The sequence below is a fragment of the Lysobacter antibioticus HS124 genome (genome assembly GCF_000336385.2).
GTDB lineage: Bacteria > Pseudomonadota > Gammaproteobacteria > Xanthomonadales > Xanthomonadaceae > Lysobacter > Lysobacter firmicutimachus.
This window is the reverse complement of sequence record NZ_HG424494.1, coordinates 1-4,441: the sequence shown is the minus strand read 5'-3', so window position 1 is coordinate 4,441 and position 4,441 is coordinate 1. Positions and strand designations below refer to the sequence as shown.

Here is a 4,441-nt window from a genome sequence, read left to right as displayed (position 1 = left end):
GACGAACGCCCGCCGCGCCCAAGCTCGCGTAAGGTCCCGTCGGTCCACGTCCCCACCGCCCCCGCCAAGCCGCAAGCAGCGGTTGAAGCGATAGCCACCCCCCTTCGCCCCAATTCAGCGACCCCATCCCGAACCGCGGCATTCGGCAAAGTTCCGCGATTCAGCGGCATCCAACCCCCTTGATACCGTTCAGGTCGCCCCCCACGCTAGAATGGGTGTGGCCAAAGACCAGGCTCGATCCGATCGGGGGCGCACGGCGCCCCCGATTGCGTTTCGGCGACAGCCGAACGCCCGGGAGAGCCGGTCGCTCTGGATTCCTGGGGAACTTGCCGCCGGCGGCGCGCTCTTAGATCGTCCCGCTTGCGCAACCCCGTTCGCTTTACACGGACCCGTTCATGCTCAACAGCTTGCTTACCCGCGTTTTCGGCAGCCGCAACGACCGCCTGCTGCGCCAACTGCAACGCTCCGTCGTCAAGATCAACGCGCTCGAAGCGGAGATGGAAAAGCTCTCCGACGCCCAGTTGCAGGCCAAGACGCCGGAATTCCAGAAGCGCATCGCCGACGGCGAATCGCTGGACAAGCTGCTGCCCGAGGCGTTCGCGGTCTGCCGCGAAGCGTCCAAGCGCGTGCTCGGCATGCGCCACTACGACGTGCAGCTGATCGGCGGCATGGTCCTGCACCTGGGCAAGATCGCCGAAATGCGCACCGGCGAGGGCAAGACCCTGGTCGGCACCCTGCCGGTGTACCTCAACGCCCTGGAAGGCAAGGGCACCCACGTGGTCACGGTCAACGATTACCTGGCGCGGCGCGACTCGGCCTGGATGGGCAAGCTGTACAACTGGCTCGGCCTGAGCGTGGGCGTGGTCTACCCGGGCATGCCGCACAGCGACAAGCACGCCGCCTACGCCGCGGATATCACCTACGGCACCAACAACGAATTCGGCTTCGACTACCTGCGCGACAACATGGCGCTGTCGAAGGACGACCGATTCCAGCGCGGCCTGCATTACGCGATCGTCGACGAAGTCGACTCGATCCTGATCGACGAGGCGCGTACCCCGCTGATCATCTCCGGCCCCGCCGACGAGTCGCCGGAGCTGTACATCAAGGTCAACCGCATCGTCCCGTCGCTGACCCGGCAGACCGCCGAGGACGGCGAGGGCGACTACTGGGTGGACGAGAAGGGCAAGCAGGTGCACCTGTCCGAAGCCGGCCAGGAACACGCCGAAGACCTGCTGCGCAAGGCCGGCATCCTCGGCGACGAGGACTCGCTGTACGCCGGCCAGAACATCAGCGTGGTCCATCACCTCAACGCCGCGCTGCGCGCGCACGCGATCTACCAGCGCGACGTGGACTACATCGTCCGCGACGGCGAGGTGGTGATCGTCGACGAGTTCACCGGCCGCACCCTGCCGGGCCGGCGCTGGTCGGACGGGCTGCATCAGGCGGTGGAAGCGAAGGAAGGCGTGCCGGTCCAGCGCGAGAACCAGACGCTGGCCTCGATCACCTTCCAGAACCTGTTCCGCATGTACAAGAAGCTGGCCGGCATGACCGGTACGGCGGACACCGAGGCTTACGAGTTCCAGAGCATCTACGGCCTGGAAGTGATCGTGATCCCGACCCATCGTCCGGCGCAGCGCAAGGACCATTCCGACCAGGTGTTCCTCAACCGCAACGGCAAGTACCGGGCGGTGCTCAACGAGATCAAGGCGGCGCACGAGCGCGGCCAGCCGGTGCTGGTCGGCACGACCTCGATCGAGGTCTCGGAAATGCTCAGCCAGCAGCTGACCGAAGCGGGCGTGAAGCATGAAGTGCTCAACGCCAAGCAGCACGAGCGCGAGGCCAACATCGTCGCCCAGGCCGGCCGGCCGGGCGCGATCACCATCGCCACCAACATGGCCGGCCGCGGCACCGACATCGTGCTCGGCGGTTCGCTGGAAGCCGAACTGGCCGAACTGGCGGCGCAAAACGGCGGCCAGCCGGTCGACGAAGTCACCCACCAGCGGCTCAAGGCGGCCTGGCAGGAGCGCCACGAGCAGGTCAAGGCCGCCGGCGGCCTGCACATCATCGGCACCGAGCGCCACGAATCGCGCCGCATCGACAACCAGCTGCGCGGCCGCGCCGGCCGCCAGGGCGACCCGGGCTCGTCGCGTTTCTACCTGTCGCTCGAAGACAACCTGATGCGCATCTTCGCCGCCGATTGGGTGCAGAAGGTGATGGCGCGGATGGGCCTGAAGGAAGACGACATCATCGAAAGCCCGCTGGTGACCAAGCAGATCGCCAACGCGCAGCGCAAGGTCGAAGCGCACAACTTCGACATCCGCAAGAACCTGCTCGACTTCGACGACGTCAACAACGACCAGCGCAAGGTCATCTACGGCCAGCGCGACGAGCTGCTGGAAGCCGAGAGCGTGCAGGACAACGTCGACGGCATCCGCTTTGATGTGGTCGCCGACCTGGTCCAGCGCCATGTGCCGGCCAACTCGGTCGACGACCAGTGGGATCTGCCGGGCCTAGAGGCGACGCTGGCGCAGGAACTCAACGTGCACGTGCCGTTGGTCGAGACCGCGCGCAAGGCCGAGGAACTGGACGCCGAGACCGTTGCCCAGCAGGTCCAGGACGCGGTCGCCGCGCATTTCTCCTCGCGCGAGCAGCAGCTCGGCAGCGAGACCATGCGCATGCTGGAAAAGCACATCATGCTCAACGTGCTCGACCAGAACTGGAAGGAGCATCTGGCGCGCATGGACTACCTGCGCCAGGGCATCCACCTGCGCGGCTACGCGCAGAAGCAGCCCAAGCAGGAATACAAGAAGGAAGCTTTCGAGCTGTTCTCGGAGATGCTCGACAAGGTCAAGCGCGAGGTGGTGACCATCCTGGCCCGCGTGCGCATCCAGAGCGAGCAGGAAATCGCCGAGCTGGAGGCTGCCGAGCGCGCCCAGGCCGAGGCGCAGGCGCGGCAGATGCAGTTCCAGCACGCCTCCGCCGGCGGCTTCGGCGCCGACGAAGAGGCCGCGCAGGTCTCCGAAGAGGCCTTCGCCAACATCGGCCGCAACGACCCTTGCCCCTGCGGCAGCGGCAAGAAGTACAAGCACTGCCATGGGCAGTTGGCCTGAGGAAGCGGGGATTCGGGATTCGGGATTCGGGATTGGCAACAGCAAGACCGAACCGACTTCGAGCGACGCGGCGGCCGCCGCCAGCGCCGTCGCTTCCCAATCCCCAATCCCCAATCCCCAATCCCGACTCGTGGACGTCGTCGCCGGGGTGATCCGCGACGCGCGCGGGCGGGTGCTGCTGACCCGCCGCACCGAGGGCCGCGATCTGGCCGGGCTGTGGGAATTCCCCGGCGGCAAGCGCGAGCCCGGCGAGACGCCGGAAGCGGCCCTGATCCGCGAACTGCACGAAGAACTCGGCATCGAGGTCGAACCCGGCGCCGAGCTGATCCGGGTGCCGCAAGCCTATCCCGACAAGCGGCTGGTGCTGGACGTGCGCGAGATCCGCGCCTGGCGCGGCAGCGCGCGCGGGCGCGAGGGCCAGGCCCTGGTCTGGGCGCCGCCGCACAAGCTGGCCAGCTATGCCATGCCCCCGGCCGACCGGCCGGTGGTGGCGGCGTTGCAGCAGGCGCCGTTGTATCTGGTCACGCCGACGCCGGGCGCGGACGATGATGCCTGGCTGGAGGCGCTGAGCCGCGCTTTGGCGAGCGGCGTACAGCGCGTGCAGCTGCGCGCGCCCGAACTCGACGAGGCGCGCTGGCGGCGCTTGGCGGCCTCGGCGGTGCAACGCTGCCGCGCGGCCAAGGCCGAGGTGTTGATCAACGGCGACGCCGCGCTGGCGGCCGCGCTCGGTGCGGGGCTGCACCTGCGCGCAGCGCAGTTGCGCGAATTCGAGCGCCGCCCGCTCGCGGCCGGTCTGCCCCTGGCGGCTTCCTGTCACGACGCCGACGAGTTGCGTGCGGCCCAGTCCCTGGAGTGCGATTTCGCCGTGCTCGGTTCGGTCCAGTCGACCCCGAGTCATCCGGGCCGGTTGGGCATGGGCTGGGAGGCGTTCGCGCGCCTGCGCGAGTCGGTGTCTTTGCCGATCTATGCGATCGGCGGACTGGCCGCGCACGATCTGGCCCAAGCGCGCCGCCATGGCGCCCAGGGCATCGCCGCGATCCGGTCTTTATGGCCGGTTTGAGGCCTCGTCTTCGAGGCCTCGTCTCGAGGTGCCGTTTCGGGCGAGTGTTTGCCGATGCGGCAGCAGCATGAGCCGCTCCTGCGGCCCTTCAGTCCCGCCATCTTTTCGCCTGGTGCCCACTTGTAGGAGCGACGTAAGTCGCGACCACAGGCCCGTAGAAATCCCAACGCCGACGTCATAGATCGAAGCCCGAAACTGTCGCGGGAGTAGGAGTGGCGTAAGCCGCGACCACGGGACGCGCAGAGAAATCAACGCCTTCGCTATTGAT

General features: G+C 67.6%; 2 protein-coding genes. Both read left to right on the top strand.

Translation table 11 applies throughout. The features are described from left to right. The first annotated feature begins 395 nt into the window (after positions 1-395). Complete coding sequence (gene secA, locus TX83_RS10475) at positions 396-3,113, top strand: preprotein translocase subunit SecA (RefSeq protein WP_064747894.1); 2,718 nt, start codon at positions 396-398, stop codon at positions 3,111-3,113. Between the two features lie 106 nt (positions 3,114-3,219). Next, the gene (locus tag TX83_RS10470) at positions 3,220-4,173 is read left to right on the top strand and encodes a Nudix family hydrolase (protein WP_064747895.1); all 954 of its coding nucleotides are present in this window, start codon (positions 3,220-3,222) and stop codon (positions 4,171-4,173) included. The last annotated feature ends 268 nt before the right edge of the window (positions 4,174-4,441 follow it).

Bases quoted from the DNA above. Each gene is read 5' to 3' on its own strand.
- secA (WP_064747894.1), top strand. From the start codon at position 396: ATGCTCAACAGCTTGCTTACCCGCGTTTTCGGCAGCCGCAACGACCGC.